This window comes from Lactobacillus sp. M44, from assembly GCF_058130005.1.
The window spans coordinates 637,799-659,609 of record NZ_CM176707.1 but is presented as its reverse complement, the minus strand read 5'-3'; the positions used below and the strand labels follow the sequence as shown (position 1 = coordinate 659,609).

General features: G+C 32.4%; 20 protein-coding genes. 5 read left to right on the top strand and 15 right to left on the bottom strand.

What is annotated here, in order from left to right:
* From pyrC to AC38BG_RS03155, 5 genes are all read right to left on the bottom strand, one after another.
* Positions 1–1,266, bottom strand: coding sequence for a dihydroorotase (gene pyrC / locus AC38BG_RS03175; RefSeq protein ID WP_489937716.1), 1,266 nt, complete (start codon positions 1,264–1,266; stop codon positions 1–3).
* A complete protein-coding gene (locus AC38BG_RS03170) occupies positions 1,263–2,195 on the bottom strand; it encodes an aspartate carbamoyltransferase catalytic subunit (RefSeq protein WP_489937715.1) in 933 nt (310 codons plus the stop codon). The genes pyrC and AC38BG_RS03170 overlap by 4 nt, the downstream gene beginning before the upstream one ends.
* A 118-nt stretch (positions 2,196–2,313) precedes the next feature.
* On the bottom strand, positions 2,314–2,835 hold the full coding sequence (gene pyrR / locus AC38BG_RS03165; RefSeq protein WP_489937714.1) for a bifunctional pyr operon transcriptional regulator/uracil phosphoribosyltransferase PyrR: 522 nt from the start codon (positions 2,833–2,835) through the stop codon (positions 2,314–2,316).
* 169 nt (positions 2,836–3,004) lie between these two features.
* On the bottom strand, positions 3,005–4,297 hold the full coding sequence (purB, locus tag AC38BG_RS03160; RefSeq protein WP_489937713.1) for an adenylosuccinate lyase: 1,293 nt from the start codon (positions 4,295–4,297) through the stop codon (positions 3,005–3,007).
* 12 nt (positions 4,298–4,309) lie between these two features.
* On the bottom strand, positions 4,310–5,596 hold the full coding sequence (locus AC38BG_RS03155; RefSeq protein WP_489937712.1) for an adenylosuccinate synthase: 1,287 nt from the start codon (positions 5,594–5,596) through the stop codon (positions 4,310–4,312).
* Positions 5,597–5,791: 195 nt separating this feature from the next.
* Here AC38BG_RS03155 and AC38BG_RS03150 point away from each other — a divergent pair, with 195 nt between their 5' ends.
* Both AC38BG_RS03150 and AC38BG_RS03145 read left to right on the top strand, forming a co-directional pair.
* Positions 5,792–6,766 carry a GMP reductase gene (locus AC38BG_RS03150; RefSeq protein WP_489937711.1) on the top strand — a complete coding sequence of 325 codons (975 nt, stop codon included), beginning with the start codon at positions 5,792–5,794 and terminating at the stop codon, positions 6,764–6,766.
* 524 nt (positions 6,767–7,290) lie between these two features.
* Positions 7,291–8,553, top strand: coding sequence for an ATP-binding protein (locus tag AC38BG_RS03145; protein ID WP_489937710.1), 1,263 nt, complete (start codon positions 7,291–7,293; stop codon positions 8,551–8,553).
* A 34-nt stretch (positions 8,554–8,587) separates the two neighbouring features.
* Here AC38BG_RS03145 and AC38BG_RS03140 read toward each other — a convergent pair whose 3' ends face one another.
* The 3 genes from AC38BG_RS03140 to AC38BG_RS03130 are packed head-to-tail and all read right to left on the bottom strand — an operon-like array spanning position 8,588 to position 11,565.
* Positions 8,588–9,070, bottom strand: coding sequence for a hypothetical protein (locus tag AC38BG_RS03140; RefSeq protein WP_489937709.1), 483 nt, complete (start codon positions 9,068–9,070; stop codon positions 8,588–8,590).
* Positions 9,071–9,094: 24 nt separating this feature from the next.
* Entirely contained in the window at positions 9,095–11,158 is a 2,064-nt protein-coding gene (locus AC38BG_RS03135; protein ID WP_489937708.1) for a heavy metal translocating P-type ATPase, read from the bottom strand.
* Between the two features lie 2 nt (positions 11,159–11,160).
* Positions 11,161–11,565 (bottom strand): CopY/TcrY family copper transport repressor, encoded by a 405-nt coding sequence (locus AC38BG_RS03130; protein WP_489937707.1) that lies wholly within the window; start codon positions 11,563–11,565, stop codon positions 11,161–11,163.
* Between the two features lie 120 nt (positions 11,566–11,685).
* Here AC38BG_RS03130 and AC38BG_RS03125 point away from each other — a divergent pair, with 120 nt between their 5' ends.
* The gene (locus AC38BG_RS03125; RefSeq protein ID WP_489937706.1) at positions 11,686–13,128 is read left to right on the top strand and encodes a hypothetical protein; all 1,443 of its coding nucleotides are present in this window, start codon (positions 11,686–11,688) and stop codon (positions 13,126–13,128) included.
* Between the two features lie 9 nt (positions 13,129–13,137).
* On the opposite strand, the gene AC38BG_RS03120 is transcribed toward AC38BG_RS03125, so the two are convergent.
* The 7 genes from AC38BG_RS03120 to AC38BG_RS03090 form a co-directional block, all read right to left on the bottom strand.
* Positions 13,138–14,733, bottom strand: coding sequence for an ABC transporter permease (locus AC38BG_RS03120; protein WP_489937705.1), 1,596 nt, complete (start codon positions 14,731–14,733; stop codon positions 13,138–13,140).
* Positions 14,730–15,626: an ABC transporter ATP-binding protein gene (locus AC38BG_RS03115; RefSeq protein ID WP_489937704.1), complete on the bottom strand. Its 897-nt coding sequence runs from the start codon at positions 15,624–15,626 to the stop codon at positions 14,730–14,732. Before AC38BG_RS03115 ends, AC38BG_RS03120 begins: the two co-directional genes overlap by 4 nt.
* Positions 15,627–15,669: 43 nt before the next feature.
* Positions 15,670–16,443 (bottom strand): LytR/AlgR family response regulator transcription factor, encoded by a 774-nt coding sequence (locus tag AC38BG_RS03110; protein WP_489937703.1) that lies wholly within the window; start codon positions 16,441–16,443, stop codon positions 15,670–15,672.
* A gap of 3 nt (positions 16,444–16,446) precedes the next feature.
* On the bottom strand, positions 16,447–17,751 hold the full coding sequence (locus tag AC38BG_RS03105) for a GHKL domain-containing protein (RefSeq protein ID WP_489937702.1): 1,305 nt from the start codon (positions 17,749–17,751) through the stop codon (positions 16,447–16,449).
* Positions 17,752–17,781: 30 nt separating this feature from the next.
* The gene (locus tag AC38BG_RS03100) at positions 17,782–18,234 is read right to left on the bottom strand and encodes a hypothetical protein (protein ID WP_489937701.1); all 453 of its coding nucleotides are present in this window, start codon (positions 18,232–18,234) and stop codon (positions 17,782–17,784) included.
* Positions 18,235–18,613: 379 nt separating this feature from the next.
* On the bottom strand, positions 18,614–18,916 hold the full coding sequence (locus tag AC38BG_RS03095; protein WP_489937700.1) for a hypothetical protein: 303 nt from the start codon (positions 18,914–18,916) through the stop codon (positions 18,614–18,616).
* Positions 18,917–18,929: 13 nt separating this feature from the next.
* The gene (locus tag AC38BG_RS03090; RefSeq protein WP_489937699.1) at positions 18,930–19,595 is read right to left on the bottom strand and encodes a hypothetical protein; all 666 of its coding nucleotides are present in this window, start codon (positions 19,593–19,595) and stop codon (positions 18,930–18,932) included.
* A 291-nt stretch (positions 19,596–19,886) separates the two neighbouring features.
* On the opposite strand from AC38BG_RS03090, the gene AC38BG_RS03085 reads away from it, so the two are divergent.
* Positions 19,887–20,369, top strand: coding sequence for a type II toxin-antitoxin system HicB family antitoxin (locus AC38BG_RS03085; protein WP_489937698.1), 483 nt, complete (start codon positions 19,887–19,889; stop codon positions 20,367–20,369).
* A 151-nt stretch (positions 20,370–20,520) separates the two neighbouring features.
* Positions 20,521–21,720, top strand: coding sequence for a multidrug efflux MFS transporter (locus AC38BG_RS03080; RefSeq protein WP_489937697.1), 1,200 nt, complete (start codon positions 20,521–20,523; stop codon positions 21,718–21,720).
* The last annotated feature ends 91 nt before the right edge of the window (positions 21,721–21,811 follow it).

The following is a 21,811-nucleotide window of genomic DNA, read 5'->3' as shown; positions in this document are numbered from 1 at the left end:
CTACCTCGTATAAACAACTTTCCCATCAACTATTGTCATTACTGTTTGACCATAAACTTTTTGGTTTACAAAGGGATTGTTTTTCCCTTTTGATGCAAAATCTGCGGCCTTTATCTCAAATTCATGATCTAAATCAAAAATTGCAAGATCTGCAGGCATTCCAGGTTCAATTTTGCCCGCTTTCATATTAAATTTTTCAGCAGGATTTTGGCTCATTAAATCAAGCAGCTGTGATAAACTAATAATTTTTTGCATCCTTACAAGTTTAGTATAAATCATACTAAAAGCGGTTTCACTACCTGTAATTCCAAAAGCAGCTTTTACAAAATCTGCTCCCTTTTCTTCTGTTGCATGAGGGGCATGATCTGTTGCAATCATATCAATTGTGCCATCTGCTAGAGCTTTTAATAGTACTTGTTGATCTTTTTTTGAACGCAATGGTGGGTTCATTTTATAGTTGCTATCATCTAGTTTTACATCTTCGTCATTTAACAATAAATGGTGAGGAGTTGCCTCACAAGTCACATTAATTCCATGATCTTTAGCAATTTTTATTAGTTCAACACTATCTGCAGTTGAGATATGACAGGCGTGATAATGAACTTTAGTTTGTTTTGCCAAAACTAAATCACGGGCTAATTGTGAAGTCTCACTTAATGCATTCATTCCCTTTAAACCTAATTCTTTAGACTTTGTACCAGCATTCATCACACCATGATTTAATAAGCTTTCATCTTCAATATGGGCACAAATTGGCAAGTTTATTTCAGCACATTTTTTCATAGCCTCATACATAACTCCTGCTTTTTGAACTCCATGACCATCATTGCTAAAGCCAAATGCCCCAACTTTTTTCATAGCCTTGTAGTCAACTAATTCATCACTAGTGAGATCTTTAGTAATTGCACCATATTGCTTAATGTGAACTAATCCTTTTTCTTGATTTAATTTAATTTGCGCAGCTAATTTTTCAGCAGTATCTGGTACTGGCTTTAAATTAGGCATGGTACACACTGTTGTATACCCACCTCTGACTGCAGCTGCAGACCCAGTTTTAATAGTTTCTTTATTAGTAAATCCAGGTTCTCGATAATGCACATGAACATCAATTAAACCAGGTGATACTAACATATTTTGAGCATCAATTATTTTATCTGCTTTAAAGCCTTTTCCAATTGCTTTGATTATGCAATCTTCAATTAATAAATCAGCTTTAATTAGGTCGCCTTTTACATAAAGAGTTCCATTTTTGATCAACGTTTTCATTTTAGTCCACCTAAATGTCTTCCTTTAATAACTTCTTCTAGCATCGCCATTCTCATATAAACTCCATTATGCATTTGCTTTTTGAAGCGTGACTTATCTGCTTCAACTAGTTCACTAGCAAATTCAACATTGCGATTAATAGGACCTGGATGTAAAATAATCGTTTTTGGCTTTAATTTTTCATATCGTGCTACTGTCAATCCAAATTCTTGATGATATCGTGTTTTCGAAAATTTAGCTTCATTTTTATCTCCATCATGTCTTTCATGTTGAACTCGCAATAACATCAATACATCAACTTCTGGCGCTAATTCATCCAATGTCTTATATTCACCATATTCATTAAATGCTTCATCGTACCAATATTTAGGACCTGAGAAATATACTTTAGCGCCTAATTTAGTTAAAAGCTCCATATTGCTTTTTGCAACACGGGAGTTAGTAATATCGCCTACAATTGCGACTTTTAAATTATCAAAATGACCAAATTGTTGATAAATTGTCATCATATCAAGCAAACTTTGAGAAGGGTGTTGACCAGAACCATCCCCTGCATTAACAATCCCAATATCTAAAGTTTGATTTGGCTTTAAATTAATTAAATCTTTATAATAGTCATTTTTTGAATGACGAATAACTGCTAAGTCAATTCCAATTGCATCAAAAGTTAATAGTGTATCATACAAGGTTTCGCCTTTATTCACTGAACTTGATTGAGGATCAAAAGGTAGAATTGTCATTCCTAATTTTCTTTCTGCCATCTCAAAGCTAGTATGAGTTCTAGTTGAATTTTCAAAAAACATATTTACCCCATAAACTGGTTTTTGAAATTTTTCTGTTTTACCACCTTGTTCAAAATATTGAGCACGTTTTATTAATTTGATTACATCTGTAGGTTCTAAATTTTCAACAGTTACAAAATTCTTCATCTTGCTTCTCCTATTTTTAAGTAAACAAAAAGCCCGAATTTTTCGGGCTTTAAAATTATGACCTCACGTCAAATCTTAAGACCCTTTTTGCTCTCTCTGGAGACAATTAAAATGGTCTTTAACTTATTGTTTCTATTTCAATACCATCTTTGCCATCAATTTCTTCAACAAAGACATCAACTTTTTCATTTAATGCAGTCGGAATGTTTTTACCGACAAAATCAGGTCTAATTGGCAACTCTCTATGACCACGGTCAACCAAAATAGCAAGACTGATCGACTTTGGACGGCCTTGGTCAATTAAAGCATCCATTGCAGCTCTAATTGTACGCCCTGTAAATAAAACATCATCAACTAAAATCACATGCTTACCAGTAATATCAAATGGTAATTTTTCAATATCTTTTTTAGCATTTTGAATATCATCTCGATATTGAGAAATATCTAACGCAGCAACTGGAACTTCAACTCCTTCTAGTTGCTTTAATCTCATAGCAATTCTTTTTGCAAGATAAACGCCACGAGTCTTAATTCCAACTAAGACAATGTCATCTACACCTTTATTTTGTTCAATGATTTCATAAGTCATTCTTGTCAAAGCGCGTTTCATATTAATTGCGTCGATTATTTCTTTGGCCATTTTATAACCCTCCGTATCAAAAAAGCCACTAATCCTAAAGTATATTCTTCAAGACTAGTGGCTTATTATTTATCTATTTAATCAAAACCTTACTAGCCTCTCTGGACTAAACTTAAAGGAACTATTATTTGATTAATAAGTTACACGTTTTTATATTTTTTGTAAAGGCTTAAAGCCCAACTTGTTTAAAAATTTTGTCAACATAGCGTAAGTGATAATGATAGTCAAATGCATCAGCTATTTGTTTTTCAGATAAACGTGAAGTAATTTCAGGATCTGCTTCAACTAATTTTCTAAATGAAAGATGTTCATCCCAAGATCTCTTAGTTAATCTTTGCACCATATCATAAGCTTGTTCACGAGATAATCCAGTTTCAATTAACTTCAACAAAACTCTTTGACTATAAATCAAGCCATAGGTAAGATCCATATTCTGTTTCATTCTATCTGGGAAAACATCTAAATTGGTTAAAATACGATTAAAACGATTCAAGATATAATCAAGCAATTCAGTAGCATCTGGCAAGATAATACGTTCTACTGATGAATGAGAAATATCTCTTTCATGCCATAAATTAATATCTTCTAAACTTGGTGTCACATAACCACGAATTACTCTAGCAAGTCCAGATACATTTTCAGAACCAATTGGATTGCGCTTATGAGGCATAGCAGATGAACCTTTTTGTCCTGCATTAAAATGCTCTTCTACTTCATGGATTTCAGAGCGTTGCAGCGAGCGAATTTCAGTAGCAAATTCTTCAATCCCACTAGCAATTAATGCAATGGTCATAATGTATTCTGCATGTAAATCACGAGGCAAGACTTGACTAGTAATTGGTTGACGATTTAAGCCTAATTCATCTAAGACACTAATTTCAATTTCTGGTGGCACATTAGCAAATGTTCCTACAGCACCTGAAATCTTTCCAGTTTCAACACCTGCACTTGCATGATCAAATCGTTCAATATCACGAGTTAATTCAGCATACCAACGTGCCAACTTTAACCCAAAAGTTGTCGGTTCTGCATGAACTCCATGTGTGCGACCCATAGTTACTGTCATTTTATATTTTTTTGCTAATTTGCCTACAGTTTCACGCAAGTTAACCAAGTCTTGTTTCAACAATTCATTAGCTTGTTTTAAGACAACACCATTTGCAGTATCCACAACATCTGTACTAGTCAAACCATAGTGAACCCACTTTTTTTCATCACCTAAAGATTCAGAAACTGTTCTAGTGAAAGCAACCACATCATGGTGGGTAATTTCTTCCATGCGAGCTATTTCTTCATCAGTAAAACTTGCATTCTCAGCAATTTTTTTAGCATCTGATGCAGGAACTTCACCTAGTTTTACCCAAGCATTAGTTGCTGCAATTTCAACTTTTAACCAAGAAGCATAACGATTATGTAATGACCAAATTTTGCCCATTTCTGGACGAGTGTAACGTTCAATCATGATAATATATCCTTATTTCCACAATTTATTAACAATAATAGTCTGTTCACGATCAGGACCTACTGATACTGTAGCATATGGAATGCCAACTAATTCAGATAAACGCTTCAAGTAGTTTTTAGCATTTTGGGGTAAATCTTCATAGTTTTTAATACCTGTAATATCTTCGTCCCAACCAGGTAATTCTTCATAAACTGGCTTGCAGCGATATAAAGTCTTCAAATCAGCTGGGTAATAATCAATAATTTCACCATCTAATTCATAATTTGTACAAATTTTTACGCTCTTCATACCAGAAAATACGTCAAGCAAGTTAAGACTCAATAAATCAGTACCATCTGCACGTTTGGCATGACGCATTGCAACACTATCAAACCAACCAACTCTTCTTGGACGACCAGTAACAGTACCATATTCATGACCACGTTCACGAATTTCGTCACCAGTTTCATCTAATAATTCAGTTGGAAATGGTCCTTCCCCTACACGAGTGCAGTAAGCTTTGCAGATTCCAACAATAGTTTTAATCTTATTTGGTCCAACCCCAGCTCCAGTTGAAGCTCCACCTGCAACAGTGTTTGAAGAAGTAACATATGGATAAGTTCCTTGGTCAATATCAAGCATGGTGCCTTGTGCACCTTCAAATAAAACTCGCTTGCCAGATTCTAATGCATCATTAATTAAGATACTTGTATCTGTCACTAAATCTTTTAATTCTTGACCATATTGATAGTATTCTTCATAAATATCATCGAATTTTAATGGTTCAACATGATAAATTTTGGTGAACAATTCATTTTTAGCATCTAAATTAGCACGTAATTTTTCTGCAAAAATATCGCGATCAAGTAAATCAGCCATTCTAATACCAACACGGGCAACTTTATCCATGTAGGTAGGTCCAATTCCTTTTTGAGTAGTACCAATTTTTTTATCGCCTTTGGCTTCTTCTTGACACTTATCAAGCAAGATATGGTATGGCAACGTAATTTGTACTCTGTTAGAAATACGTAAATGATCAGTAGTAAAGCCTGCATCATTTAAATAATGGATTTCTTCTAATAATCCTTTAGGATTTAATACAACGCCATTACCAATAACTACAATCTTGTCTTTACCAAAAATTCCTGAAGGCATTAAACGCAATGCATAACGTTTTCCGTCGATTACAACAGAGTGTCCAGCGTTGTTTCCACCTTGAGATCTAACAACAACATCGGCTGATTGACTTAAATAATCAGTGATCTTGCCCTTTCCTTCGTCTCCCCATTGCATACCGACAACTACGATTGATTCCATGATTAATATGTCACCTCAAAATTTATTTAAAAACTCAACCTAAACATTTTACAAAAGTTTTGATTTTTACGCAAGGACTTATTCGAACAATTTGTTTTTACTAAAATAAAATTGTACGGATTTAATTTGACATATTGAAATTAATCAATTATATTAACTGAGTATTTGAAATAGAAAAAGGGATGGCAATCACTAATGATTAGTTTTGACTATAATGACATTCAACTAGTACCTAATAAATGTATTATTAAATCTCGCAAAGACGCAGACACCAGTGTGCAATTCGGACCTAAGAAATTTAAAATTCCCGTAGTTCCTGCAAATATGGAGAGTGTAATTAACGAGGAATTAGCTACATGGCTTGCGCAAAATGACTATTATTATGTAATGCATCGCTTTAATCCAGAAGATCGTGCTAACTTTATAAAACGAATGCATGATAAAAACTTATATGCTTCAATTTCTGTAGGAATTAAAGATGAAGAATATGATTTCATTGATCAATTAAAATCCGAACATTTAAATCCAGAATATATCACAATTGATGTAGCACACGGACATAGTGATTATGTAATCAACATGATCAGACATATCAAAAAGCAATTACCAGATACTTTTTTGACTGCTGGAAATGTTGCAACCCCAGAAGCTGTTCGTGAATTAGAAAACGCCGGGGCTGATGCAACTAAAGTTGGTGTAGGACCTGGGCGTGCATGTATTACTAAATTAAAAACTGGCTTTGGAACAGGTGGATGGCAACTAGCTGCACTGCGTTTATGTAGCAAGGCTGCTAGAAAACCATTAGTTGCAGATGGTGGAATTCGTCATAATGGCGATATTACTAAGTCAATAAGATTTGGTGCCAGTATGGTAATGATTGGATCAATGCTTGCAGGGCATTTAGAATCACCTGGTCATATTTTAAAAATTGATGGCAAAGAATATAAGCAATATTGGGGATCTGCTTCAGAAGTGCAAAAAAATGGACACCATAATGTTGAAGGTAAACAATTATTGGTGCCTTATCGTGGATCTATAAAAGATACACTAAATGCCATGAAAGAAGATCTGCAATCATCGATATCTTATGCTGGAGGAAAAGATTTAGAATCAATTACTAAAGTTGATTATGTAATTGTAAAAGATACCATTTTAAATGGTGATATGTAAAGAAAAGGCGTTGAATTTTTTTCAGCGCCATTTGTTGTTAATGCTTTTATTCGGGGATGTTCATGTTAGCATTGCTAACATATTTAGATCATCACAACAAATAAAAACGCCACTCAACATTATAACTTTGGAAAGTTATTGAGTAGACGTTCGTCAAAAAATATCATCGCCCCCGCTCTTAAAGCGGGCTGTAAAAGGAGTTCAGTTAGCACTGAGCTCTTTTTTTGTTTAATTATAACATGTTTTATTTTTTACTTCTTCATTAATCTGTTGAACTAAGTTTTTAATATTGTTTAGATCGTGATCGTGTTCATCTATCAAGCCTTTCCCCTTTTCAAAAAATGCTTTGCTAAGTAAAGGTATCTAAGTTAAATAATTCAATTACACAAAGAGGAGTTTTCAATAAAGCTCCTCTTATTTTTGTGCAATTTGTTAAGTATATTTTTCAAAAATTCAGAATATTGTTAAGTATGCTTTACAATAGTATAATAATTTATAAAGTATACTTAATGAGGTGCTAAAAATTGCAATCTAGTTTATTAAAAAGTATCATCTTCAACCAACAAGACATTATTAAACATGAAAAGATAGTCCCTAGAAGTTACTTTTTTGAACCAAATGATAATTATGTACTGGTTGGAATGCGACGTGCAGGTAAAACTACATTAATGCACAAAATTGTCCAAGATCTAGTTAAAAATGGAACTGATTGGAATCAAATCATCTACATCAATTTCGAAGATGAACGACTTCAAAATATGAATGTAACAGATCTTAATGACATAGTGCTGGTGGCTAACGAACTCAGTGATCAAAAGACATATTACTTTTTTGATGAAATCCAAAATATTGATGGCTGGGAAAGATTTGCAAGGAGGTTGGCTGACCAAAATGAACGTGTATACATTACAGGCAGTAACTCCAAGATGATGAGCTCTGAGATTATTAGCAGACTTGGCGGCCGCTATATGATGCAATACATCACCCCATTTAACTTAGATGAATATTTAACTGCTAAAGATATCACTCATGACCAAAGAGCACTATACACAAATTCTGATCTTGCTAAAATCAAAACTGCAACTACAGCTTACTTACATGATGGAGGATTGCCTGAGAGCTTAAACCAAGTATATGCTAGAAACTATTTAACCAATATCTATCAAGATATTTACTTAGGCGATATTATCAAGCGCAATAATGTTAGAAACAAAAAATCACTGAGTTTATTAATTAATAAGATAGCTCAAACCGTAATGCATGAAATCTCATACACTAGTTTAACTAAAGATATCAAAAACACAGGAAATCCAATTAGCACACCTGTTACTATCAACTATATAGATTATGCCAAAGAAGCATTTTTGCTTTTTGATATTAAGAACTTTGCTTCTAAATTTTCAGAGCGTGAAAGTATCCCTAAATTTTACTTTCTAGATAACGGGATTTTAAATCTATTTTTATTTCAAAAAGATCCAGCATTATTAGAAAACATTGTGGCAATTAATTTATTCAATAACTATCATGATGATGTATTCTATCTGCATTCTGCAAAAACTGGAATAGACATAGACTTTTATATACCTAGTAAAAAAGAAGCTATCCAAGTCAGCTGGACACTAGATGAATTTTCTAAAAAGCGTGAGATAGACAATCTGATTAAACTAGCCAAAAAGGATACTACTATCAAAAAATTCAGAATAATAACTTATGAAGAAGAAAAAACAATTACTCAAAATGAAGTAAAGATTGAAGTAATTCCGTTATATAAATTTTTGTTAGCATAACAAAAGAGGAGCATTTTGAACAGCTCCTCTTTATTTAGTTGTTAAACTTAAAATTAGTATACTTCACAGGAATCCATTGGTTTTCATTACCAATTCTGATTTGTTGGTCTCCTTTATCACTGATACGCTTTGCATTTACTTTCCAATTTGAGTTAGTGTTAATGTATTCACCTGTCATTTTGCCTTTGTTATTACGCAAAGCAACTTTGTAGTTAGCATTGCTGTTAATTACTGGTACATAAGCAATTTCACTCATTAGAGTTTCATCAGTAGTTGTCTTTTGGGCATTGGCTTGAGCTTCAGCTTCAGCCTCTGCTTGTTCTAACTTAGCTAACTTTGCTTTAGCTGCATCTAATGCGCTTTGTGCAGAGGCGACTTTAGCTTGTAAGTCACCTACGGCTTTATTTTGCGCAATAGTTTCAGCAGTTTGTGCATCATATTTATTGTACTCAGTTGTTGCATCAGCTTTTGCATTATTAGCAGTATCTAATGCTGTCTTATTTTGCTGCTTTATCATCAGTTGCTTTATTTAAATCATTAACTACATCTTCAAATCTACTGCATTTAATGCAACTATAATCGTTGATAACGACATCACTAATGCACCTACCATTGGGTTTAACATAAAGCCAATTGGTGCTAATATTCCTGCAGCAAGTGGAATTGCAATAATATTATATCCGGCTCCCCACCACAAGTTTTCAACCATCTTGCGGTTAGTGTTTTTAGCTAAATGTAAGAATTTAATAATGTCACTTGGGTCACTTTTAACTAAAACTACATCAGCTGAATCAATTGCAACATCAGTGCCTGAGCCAATTGCGATCCCAATATCTGCCTTTGCTAAACTTGGTGCGTCATTAACTCCATCACCTACAAACAATACTTCACCTTGTTTTTGGAATTTTTCCACAATTTTTTCTTTATCTTCAGGCATCAATTGTGCATAAACCTGATCTATACCTAAAATCTTAGCAATTGCGTCAGCATTAACTTGGTTATCCCCAGTTAACATCACAGTTTCAATTCCAAGTTTTTTCAATTCAGTGATTAAGTATTTAGAATCTGGCTTAATACTATCGCCTTGAGCCACTAATCCTAAGACTTTATCATTTGAAACTAGATAAGATATTGTCTTGCCAGAGCTTGCTAATGTTTTGAATTTTGCTTTATCAAATTCTAACTTATGATCAAGCAAATATTTTGGTGATACTAAATAATATTTCACTTGATCAATTGTGCCAGAGATACCTAGGCCTGTTTCTTGTTTAATATCTTGAGCTTGTGTATATTGCAGATTTAATTTATCAGCTTCATGCAAGATCCCTGTTGCTAGTGGATGGTTTGATCCATCTTCTAGACTTGCCATAATAGTTAATACTTGATCTGAAGTTAAATCTTTATCTAAGCTTTCATAATTAGTAACTGCAAAATTGCCTTTGGTCAAAGTCCCTGTCTTATCCATTAAAGCGTACTTAATCTTTGATACATGTTCCATTGCATTACGGTTGCGAATTAACAAGCCATTTTTTGCGGCAATCGAAGTTGATCTAGAAATTACTAATGGAACTGCTAATCCTAATGCATGAGGACATGCAATTACTAAAACAGTAACTGCAATAGATAGTGCAGTTGGCAAGTTATCAATCATTAACCAGATAACAAATGACAACAGTGATACAAAGACTGCCGCATAAAACAGCCACCCAGCAACTTTATCAGCCAGGTTTTGTTGATCTGACTTAGATTGTTGTGCCTGATTAACTAAGTTCATTACTTTTGCAACGTAGCCACTTTCACCAGTACCTATGACTTTCATATCAAAAGTGCCATTGCCATTAACTGAGCCACCAAATACAGTATCCCCTACAGTTTTTATGACAGCTTTGCTTTCACCTGTAACCATAGACTCATTCACTGAACTTGATCCAGAGATTAACTTCCCATCAGCAGGAATCTTTTCACCACTGCGAACTTGAACTATGTCGCCGACTTGCAACTGCTCTAGTTTAATATCATGTATCTTATCTCCCATTACCATGTGAGCTGTGTCTGGCAATAGTTTAGCTAGGCTAGATAATGCACTACCTGCATTCATTTCGGCATTCATTTCTAACCAATGTCCTAATAACATGATCACAATTAGTGTTGATAACTCCCAGAAAAAAGAAGTAACTGGCTTTTGGACATGGATAATGTCATTAGCAATAACTGCATAGATACTATAGATATAAGATACTGATATCCCCATCGCAATTAGTGTCATCATTGCGGGCTTTTTTGATTTGATTTCACCTAAGGCACCTGTAAAAAATGGTTTACCACCATAAAAGAACAGAACACTGCCTAAAATTGCTACCGCATAATCAGTAAAGGGTTCATTAATATATTGAAATGGTAGCTTCATTCCCATCATAGGGCTCATGATAATAATCGGAATCATTAAAATCAGACAAAACCAAAACTTGTGCTTCAAATCTCCCATATGCATCATATGACCACCATGCATCATCATATCATTGTGGTTCATATTCATATTGTGATCCATATTATGCATATCATGATCCATGTGCATATGATCCATATGTTTCATTTCATCATTCATAATTAGCCTTCTTTCAAACAATTACATGACACCATATCAGGTGCTGTTGTTACTTTTTGATCTAATGTTTTTTGCAGCTGCATAATATCTGTTTTAGATAGTTCAGCTTGTTTAATCAAGTCATTTAAAGTTTGACCTGTATGCATCGCGCAAAACTGCGAAAATAGTTTCTTAGCACTTTCATCCATCATTTTTTGTTCATGGACACATGATGAATAAACATATGCTCTGTTATCTTTGTCAATTTTAAGGATCCTTTTGTCAACTAACCGACGCAATAATGTTTTGATAGTTGCAGGTTTCCATTGATCTTGCAGCTGGTCAATTACTTGGCTACTGGTCGCTTTTTTGAGCGTCCAGATAACTTTCATAATTTGCCACTCAGCTGGAGTAATTGATTCAGACATATCATCACCTCAATTAGTAGTTTACATTTGTAAACATTACTTTTCAAGTTATTTTGTTTTTTATTTACCAACTAGAACACATTTTCCCGTATAATAAAACTTGAAGGGTGGCGATGATGCATGAAAACATATAATATTTTTGAGCAAAAAGAAAAAGACCAAAAAGTTGCTTACAAAAGAAAACTTGCCTTATTCAAAAGGGCAAAAAAGATTAAACATAAAGCTAGTGTTATTAATAAAAAAGGAAAAACTACTGATCTGCAGAATTTAGAAAAACACTTGTCAAAAGCAAACAACGAATTAGCTAAACAAAAAGCTCTGAGTAAAAAGCTGCGCCAGCAATATCTTTATGAATCTAAAAAAATTAAGCAAAAAAACAAAGAGTTAACTAAACAAATTAAGCAAACTAAACAAGCTGCACAAGATTTAATCGAACAAAAAGAGCGTGAAATCAGAAAAAAAGAAATTGATTTAGCCTTTAAACAAGAACAGATCGATGAAGCTAGTGATTTTTGGAGGAAATTAGGCTTTAGCGAAAGTTTAACTGTTCAAGAAAATTTAGAGCGCCAAGTTAATTTCTTGAACTTAATGATTGGTATTTTTATCAAAAAAGAACAAAAATTCAATTCCTTATTAGATGAGCAGAACTATCTTAATTCTAAGATTAAATTTTTGAAAAAAGAAAATGATGCCTTAACTTATAATGAAACATTTTTTAAACAGCAAGATAATCATTTAGCTAAAGTAAACAACCAACTACATGATGAATTGAAGCAGTTAAGGAAAAAATATATCTATGATAGCCAGGTAATTCCGAAAACACTTAACAAATTGATTACTCAGTTGAACATTGACACCTTTAACCAATATGTATTATTAGATGAATTGAACCAAAAATTCATCAAGATATTCAATGAATTAACAAAAGAATCTTCAACTGATAATGCATTTTTGTATGGATATCTGGAGTTAGATGAGGGCAAGCCTTTTATCCACAGCTTAAATGATAATTTATACCCAATTGAAGTTACTTCTGCACAAAAATATGACCCAAATTACTACAATGGAGCTGCAATTAAAGTGTGCAAGTTCGATGAAGGTGAATCATTTCAGTTAATTAGGATGTATAACTTAGCAGTGCATGCTAAACACATCCCAAAGAAAAAGCCGAAAAAGAAAGTTGCTAAGCAAAATGAAGTTACTATTACCAAACAAGATGAAGTTGTTGAGATTGTTTCACCATATAAGCTAGCCTGGCTAAAGAATTTGCATATTACTGTAGTTGGCAATAAAAGAGCTCAAGCTTTTGAACAAGAGATTCGAAAATATTGTAAAACTCGTCTATATGATGCATATGAAGAACAAGAAAGAGAAATCTGGACAGGGATGCAGTGGGCAGATTATGTTTTCATCTTGATTGATAGTGTTCCCCACTCAATCACAGATTACACCAAGACACAAAAAGACCTGCACCCAGGTAGTACCAAAGTGCAGATCTTCAGGAATCCCAACCGTTATGAGGGAATATTGAGATTAAATTATTTATTCGAGCAAGCACATTAGCTTGCTTTTTTAGTTCACTAATAAATCACGATTCTTATATCCATAATAACTAATTATGCTCAAAACTAGTACCAACCCACATATTAGATACACTTGCACCCATTCAACATGCGCAGTTGGTACATTGTTGATCCAACCATATGGAGTTAATTTATTCATCCATTTTGGCAATTTAAAAATTCCACCTAGATAGCTTGTGAACACTCCATATAAAGGCAAGATCCAGCTTAGTTGTTGCAGATTGGGCAAAAATGCACTGATCAAACTTGCAATTGCGACAGTAGCTAATGTTGCACTCAAATATCCTGGAACAATTCTCCACAAGCCAGCTAGATTAATGTCGCCAACTAAACTATTTTTTTGTCCAGAGATAATTAAAGCAACGGATCCTAAAACAAAAACTAAACTAGCAATTAAATATGCATTGATGAGATAGCTTAAATAAGTTTTTAGCCTACTTTGGCTGCTGTGAATTAATTCTAAGTAACCTTTTTGTTCATCAGTGTTTAATTTATTAATTACATTAAGGCCAGGGATTGTAGCAAGAATTGCAAAAATTGCTGCAATTTTATTTGTGAAGGCAAAGATAACTATCTTGTTGCTTTCATGAACAGCAGCTTTGCCAATTAAGCGACCGAAAGTCGGATTAGACTTCAATAAATTACCAATATCACCATAAATTGAACCATACATTAAACCTAGTAAAACTAAGCCAATAATCCAAGCTATAATTGAAATAATATTGAGCCTTGATACTAATGCAAATTGATTTGATAATAACTTGCTTGATTTTTTATGATAAGCAAAGTTCGGAATAATTCCTGCTCCCCAATCTTTATTTTGGTGTAATAAATAAGTTATTGAACCAAAGATCAGCACTAATGCAGATAAAATCAATACTGGTTGAAAATTATTAGTTGTGTAAACGTTGAGTTTTTCAATTAAGCCATAGATTGTCCAACTAGTATAGTCAGGAATACGCACATCAGTGAGCATTCTTGCAACAAATAAAACAGCTAAAATTGCATAAGAAATAGTTGCTTGGTTACTAGATACAAGTTGGCAAACTAAAAAAACTACCATGCTAAAAAATAAGCCAAAACATCCCATTGCAATGCTGAATAATAGATTCCCTGCTAAATTTTCTCCAGATAGATTAACTACCACTAATGAAATATAGCTAACCACACTAGTAATGACGTTGACTAAAACCATTTCTACAAAAGAAACACTCAAAGTAAGATTTTTATTACTAATAGCAGCATTGAGCAACTCATCCGCACCATTTTCTTGATTGCTTAAAGTATGCAAGGCAATTGAAATATTCATAATGGCAATGATTAAGCTAGTAAATACTAACATTTCAGCTGCATATAAACTTGCTACACTAGCAGATTGCGTTAATGAAAACTTACCTAAAATTGCAATCATTGCAGGAGTTTTCAGGGTTTGAAACATTGCAGCAATTGAAGCTTTATTTACATATAAGGCAGCAACTTTATTTGCGGCCATGATGAATAATGCAAGTAATCCCAATTGCCACAAGATGATTTTTTTGTAGTCTTTTTTTAAAGTAAAGCCCATTAAAGGTCTAAATTGTTTCATCTGTTATCACCTTTTTGATTGTAATAACGCAAAAACAAGTCATCTAAAGTTGGCGTATTTACTTGCAATGACAGAATTTGATATTGAGATAATTTTTCAATAACTGCGCCAATTTGGTCACTGTCAACTGATATCTGATATTCATTATCATTTGTTTTTACATTATGAACGCCTGGTAAAGATAAGCTTTCGATAGGCTTTTTAGTTGATACAACTACCATAGTACGGCTAAGCTGGCGCATCTCATTTAAGTTCCCGACTTCAATCATTTGACCATCACGAATAATGCCAATACGATCGCCCATTTTTTCAACTTCACTGAGGATATGACTCGATAGTAAGATAGTCTTGCCTGCTTGTTTTAGTTTTTCTACTTCAGATCTGAATAGATCCTCCATCAATGGGTCTAACCCACTTGTTGGCTCATCAAATATATAAACCTGTGCATCAGTTGCAAAGGCAGCAATTAGCGCAACTTTTTGGCGGTTGCCTTTTGAATAAGTATGTGCACGCTTAGTGATATCTAATTGAAACAACTTGATTAACTCATCTACTCTAGCAGTATGCGATTGACCATGAAGCTTTAACAAAAAGTTAATGATCTCTCCTCCAGTCAAATTAGGCCACAGATAAACATCTCCTGGCACATAGGAGATATGTGGGTGAATTAGTTTAGTTTCACTCCACACATCATGGTTTAAGATAGTAGCTTGACCGCTGCTTTTTTTCAACATACCTAGTAAAATCCTAATGGTAGTAGACTTTCCTGCACCATTTGGGCCAATAAAGCCAAAGACTTCACCTTTGTTTACATTAAAAGTTATGTCTTTTAATGCTTTAGTTGAGCCAAAGTTTTTATGTAAATGCTTAATTTCAATTATTGGTTGTGACATGGTTTGCTCTCACCTTTCTTTATGTTGAAATTATAGCATTAATTCATAACCCATATTCTTTAGCAAGGCGTCTTAACACATATTTTTTACTTCTGGCAAATGGTATTCTAATATTATTTCCAAAAGAAACAATTCGCATTTTTAAATCTATTTCCTTTATGTTATTTTGATTTACCAAATAAGACTGAGATATTTTTACTAACTTAGGCATATCTATAGCTATTTCTTTGATATTGCCAGGGATCTCACTAATCCCAGTTTTAGTAACTAATTCTAATCTATGAGCAGCTGAAGTTGTCGCAATATATAATATATCTGAAATATTAACCTTATAAATATAATGCCCTAATTTGTACGAAAAAGTAGCCTCACTGATAGTTTTTATTTCAATTAATTTTCTGATTGCCAGCTCTATTGTTTGCGTAATTCTATCCTGCAATTCAGCTTGATCATCAGTCTTGATAATATAATCTAATGCTTCAAGATGATATTGAAATGTTAAATATGCCATCTCATCATGTGTCGTTATGAAAATGATTTGTGCAAACTGGTCTTTATCTTTAATTCTAGTTGCTAAATCCAAGCCAGTTTTTTCATGATCTAAAATCATATCTAGAAAATAAATACCACCATTTATAGTTTCAGAATTTATTTTTTCTATTGCTTGATTATATGTTGATGTAATTACTGGTTGTTCAAATGTAGCCCCATTTTTATCTTCTTCATTAGTTAAAATTGTTTGCGTATTTTCAATATGCTTTGCAATATTTTGTACTTGCAAGATATCATCATCACAAACAAATATTTGATATTTCATTTTTTATACCTTATTTACTATTAATCGAAAAATAAACCAATTGTTTTTAACTTCATATTTAAAATATGCTTGAGGATATTGCCTAATAATTTCTTTTACATTTGTTAACCCAACACCTAGGTGTACTTTTTTGGTTGTAAATCCTGCAGTAGTTAAATCATTGTTAGAAATTTGATCATTTATTATCTTATTTTTTACCATAAATTCTATTGATCCAGGTTCTGGTTGATATAACATTGAATTTATTTCAGCTTTTTTATTATCATGATATTTTTGTGCTACAAGTTTGCTCTCTTCAATCGCATTATCATATGCAATTCCAATAATTCGCACTAAGTCAAATGTATTAATAGCAGGCAATTGCGTGATTTTTTGAGTACATTCGAAGTGATATGAATATTCTTTTTGAAAAACTTTGTCTAATTTAGCAATAATAATACTTTTTAATAATGGATCTGAAACATTGTTAACATCATTAAATCTCCAAAGCACTTCTTTATTGAACTTTGTTTTTGAATATTGTTCCAGCTTTTTAAGCAGTGCATGACTAGTATCATCTGAAGCTGATAATTCTAAGCTGTTAAGCATATTTTGATAATCATGTTTGAATTTACGCAAAGTCTTTTGAGTATTTTCTAAGCTATTCATATAACTAATCAATATTTTTTGTTGCTGACGGGTTAATTTATCTTTTTGAATTTTGAGAGTTGCTCTATAAATAAACACTGAAAAAATAATTTGAGTAACTAAGATTCCTATGCTGAAAAAAGATGAAAGTGGATTTTTTTCAAAGTGAAGATTCAAAAAGCTGATAAAGACCAAAGTGATATAAACATAAGCTTCCAAAATTAGTACTATATGTTTATTAAGTCCTAATAGATATTTTTTGATGTTAAGTTTTCTAAGTAATACAGCTAGAATTATAATTAAAATTATGTAGCTAAGAGAAAATGGAAGTATTGAAAATTTATGATTTATATGGGGACTCAAGGCGCCAGATATAATTTCTGCAAATAATGATAAAGTTACGGCTGTAACTATAGAGCTTAAAGTATTAAATTTTCCAAAGCGTTTTTTATAAAACAAATATATACCTAATATTTCTATAACTGTAGCAATATTGGCAAACATTGTAGTGTCAACAACATCTAATATAAAAAGAAAAAGAAAAAGGCCAACCAAAAAGAAAACTTCTTTTTTAGAAGTGTCTTTATGATTAACCAGATAAAAAAAACTATTGATTTCAAAAATCATACTTGCTAAAAGTACTACAATACTTAAACAAATTCCTAAAATATTATTATCCATGAAACCATCCAGAAACCTTCCTCCACACTTTTACTCTAATAATAACGAATATTTTACATATGATCTATTTGTAGGCACTAAAAAACTAAAACGAGCTTTTTTATCCGCACGATTATACATCTGCATTGGGACAGACATTAATACATTAACTGTAATATCTGTTTTATTTAACAACTGCTTATAACTCAATTTTTTATTATCTATTGTTGTGACTTTGGCTGGAAAAGCAATACTATAAGGGACATTCAGCCACATATTTTCTCCAAAGTTGGGATTATTTTTGTGAAAGCCATAATTGCTTTGCCCGGTTTTGTGCAACTGTATTTGCAATTTAACTTTTACTTCATCATTTTGCTTAGTTACAGACACTTGTGTAATCTTAAAATCTTCATGATAAGCATGGACTTCTTGATTTTTTTGAATAAGCACTTCTTTAATATGCCCATTATCTACAACATTGGCATTAACAGCATGATACCTCATGTAAAAAACAAAACATAATAATTGCTGCGGCAAGTATAGATATTAAATGAATAGCATTCTTGTTCATTACTTTCTTTATTCATGACCACTTGCCGAAGCAGCTCCTCCAATAACACCTGATACCACACTATTAATTGTATGGTTTATTACATTCGACCACTTAATTCTACATTGCCCATTTTGCATATTTTTCATATTGTAAGAATAGCCTGTTTTACATTCGATATTATCTGTCGGCAAGGGATTGTACCATGTAGAAGCAGATGCAACATTGTTAAAGATGGTCAAGCTCAACCCTGTACTGTTACCATACTAGACATAATAATTGTAATTTTATGCATTTTCATAATGAACACCCTATCTCTTTATTTTTTTCATACTACTTTAACTTTTTTCTTTTTACATAGAAAATTGCTAAATATATTATCCCTATTAAAATTATTACAATTGGAAACATACTATTTACATCAAAGCCAAAAATCATCAAAGTCATAAACAAGAATGCTATTCCTGTAATTGTGATACCAACTCCTGGTAAGAGATAAAATAAGGTTAAATAATCTGATGAACCTTTAGCAATTCTTTTTTTCTTGTTATAGATAATTAATCCCATAATTATATTGATAGTAAACGCTATACTATTGATTACCGATAAAATATACATGCTTTGAGATTCTTTCATTTTTGACCCCTTCTTAAGCTAAAATATGAAAACTGTAATTTCCCGTATAATTTAAGTCCATATATATTTGATTGTGCAAATGCTGATTATTATAATAATTTAAGTCATTGGCCATTCTTCCAAAATATGCTGCACCAAGTGCACCAATAATACCTGCAGGTGCATACCCTATTGCAGCAACAAAAGAAGCAGCATTAATTATATATGAGTGATCGGTAAATTTATGAACAAATTCATTTACAGCAGAATTGGATGTAAAGTAATATCTTGTTCCCCACCAAAAGTTTTTAAATGTGTAATGGCTATTATATGCTGCCAGGTTAAAGAATGGACTAATATATACCATTTCTTTAGTATTTGGATCAATTACTAAATTCTCAGAAATAATATTTTCATTAGCATCTTTTATCATTTTAGAAGCTTCATTAATTTGCAAAGGTGTAAAAGAATTATTTTGAGGAAGTTTAAGTACATATCTATTGTCTTTAACAGCAACATATTTATCAATATTATTAATAGTATTTTGAGATATTGAATTTTTAGATAATTTTTCTACTTGTGTATTTTTAGTATTTGGATCAATTTCGGATGCACTAACTACACTCGCAAGTGGTGATGAAATTAAAAGCATTAAAGTTGTTGATGTAATACTAAAAGATAATGTCTTTTTAAGTTTCATTTTTGTTCTCCTAAAAAATAATAATTTTCGTGTAATCGATTACTCAACTTGAATCTTATTGTTTGCAAAAAAAAGCGTTAATTTTTAACTCAATTTATCTTTTATGGACTGTCAACATACGACAAAAAAATAACTATAATAATCTTTTCAATTTAATCTTTCAATAGTACTATATTTTAATTAGGTTTATTTTTACGCTCTCTTGCTAATTTTTATGATATCAGCTTTTTCTTGTTACTCTTAAAATTTTCGCATTCGGTCGTTTTTCGCTCGTATTCGGTCAAAAGTGCTATGATAGGAAAAGAAAAAGATGTTCCTAAAGAAACTCTTGATAGTATTTACGCCACACGAGCAGGAAGCATTATGGTTGTATATTTTGCAAAAATTCATAAAGAAAAAAATAATCAAAATAATCAATATGAAGTTTCATTTCCTGATTTAGACCCATATGCTGCAACTTATGGAAATTCTATTGATAAGGCATTAAAAAATGCACACGATGCATTGATGGGATATTTGTTGACAGCTGAAGATTATGATGAAACAGTGAACAAACCAACTAAAGATGTATTTAAACTAAATAAGAATCTTAAAAGAAATGAATTTGTAACACCTATAGAGGTGGATTTAAAACTCGCAAGAATCAAAGAACAAAATAAACTTGTTAAAAAGACACTTACTATCCCTGAATATTTAAATGTACAGGGAAAAGAAGCAAATATTAATTTTTCTGCATTATTAACAGAAGCCTTTAAACATAAATTAAACGCCTAGAGGCGTTTTTTTAATATAATCAATTCCCTTCTTAACTAGCACTGTGGCCTTAATATATAAGTACTTTTGTCCGTAACATATATGTAAAATTCATCCTTTCATAAAAGGACTATAATAAAAAATTATATTTTATTTTTTGGGGATGATAACTGTGCAAAAAAAGCCAGTTTGGAAACGAAATCTATTCATACTATCAATTGCAGTCTTTTTTGCAGGAATCGCATTTTCTGAAATTATGCCCTTTCTGCCACTATATATTGATACATTAGGTCATTTTAACCATCAACAGCTTAACTTCTGGTCTGGGGTAATTTTTTCTAGTGTATATTTTGTTTCGGCAACTATTTCTCCTTGGTGGGGAAAATTAGCAGACAAAAAAGGCCGCAAATTGATGATCTTGCGTGCCTCATTAGGTATGGCAATTGTATTAGGTGCAATGGGATTAGTCACTAATATTTTTCAATTACTTATTTTGAGATTATTACAAGGTATTTTTTCTGGTTTTGTTTCAAACGCAAATGCGCTGATTGCTACAGAAACTCCTAAGGATAAAGCCGGTCAAGCAATGGGTGTTATGATGTCCACTTTCACTGCAGGAAACTTATTAGGACCATTTGCAGGTGGTGTTTTTGTTTCAATCTTTTCATATCGAATTACTTTTTTGATTACTGGATTTTTATTATTAGTTTCATTTGTACTGTCATTTTTCTTTGTTCATGAAGAAGGCTTTAAGCCTGTTACTGAAAAGAAATTCGATAAAGCTAGTGGTGTTATTAAGTCATTAAAAAGCCCTAGCTTGATTTTTGGATTATTATTAACAACTTTAATAATTCAAGCTGCTAATAACTCAATTGATCCAATTATTTCATTATATGTAAGGCAATTAATGAATAATCACGGAAATATCGTTTTTGTTGCAGGAATTATCGCTGCACTTCCAGGAATTGCCACATTTTTAGCTGCATCGAGATTTGGAGCACTAGCTGACCAAATTGGTCCACATAAGATTATTGTTGCTGGATTTATTGCCGCAGGGATTTTCTTTTTACTAACTGCCTTTGTGCAAAACACAATAGAATTAGGTGTCTTAAGATTCATGGTCGGATTTAGTGATGCATGTTTATTCCCTCAAGTGCAAACTATGCTTACTAAAAACTCACCTGTTCAAGTAACTGGGCGAATTTTTTCATGGAATCAGTCTGCGATGTATATTGGCAATATCATAGGACCGCTTCTTGGATCAGCAATCTCTGGATTTGCTGGATACAGTGCTGTCTTTTTAGTCACTGCAGGAATCGTAGTTTTAAATTTAATTTTATTTAGAACAAATGTTATTAGAAATTTAAAGTAAAAATGGTATATACAAAGATCCTTTATTCTCTTCCCAGAAAAGAAAACTACCTAAGATTGTCTTTAAGATAAGCAATCTTATTTTTGATCCA